At 47.4% G+C, this 551-nt stretch carries 1 protein-coding gene; it reads right to left on the bottom strand.

What is annotated here, in order from left to right; all coding sequences use genetic code 11:
- The coding region (locus ACTXGO_RS16040; RefSeq protein WP_443575222.1) for a flavin monoamine oxidase family protein at window positions 1–551 on the bottom strand (551 nt) is incomplete at both ends.

Below are 551 nucleotides of genomic sequence, written 5' to 3'. Positions count from 1 at the left end.
CCATATTCGAGCGCTGCGCTGATGCGCTCTTTTGGCGTAAGTGAGTTGAACTTATAAGACGCCTCACCAAAACCGTAAGCGCCAAGGAGCACGCCAGATCCTGAACTAAATAGATCTTGCGACGGGTAGGAGATCTGGGTTATCGGCAAGTCGGTATAAGTGATACCGCCATAGATCCACTCATCCTCCTCCCAAAAGCGCCGTTTAAATTCCAAACCGACTTTATAGGAGCTGTCATAAGGCACCGCTGCCATCGCTTGCTTCATCGGCTCTGAGACATTGATATCAATTTGGGTCAATATAGATAGTGGAATCGTACAAATACACCAATCGGCTCGAACGCTTTTGCCCATACTTTCAGGGTTGTCAGTATTGATATAATCAACAGTCACGCCCGTCTCATCTTGATTAATCTTGGTCACTTTTGCATTGAAAGTAATCATATCGCGGCACTCGCGGGTAAAAGCGTCGCCAATTTTGCCCATACCGCCTACGGGCTGAAACATCGCAGGCTGATGCACGTGTACCGTGTAATTGTTATAGATATCGGC

The organism is Psychrobacter sp. T6-1, from assembly GCF_052258445.1.
The sequence above is the reverse complement of the archived record's forward strand: the minus strand, read 5'-3'. Positions and strand labels throughout refer to the sequence as shown.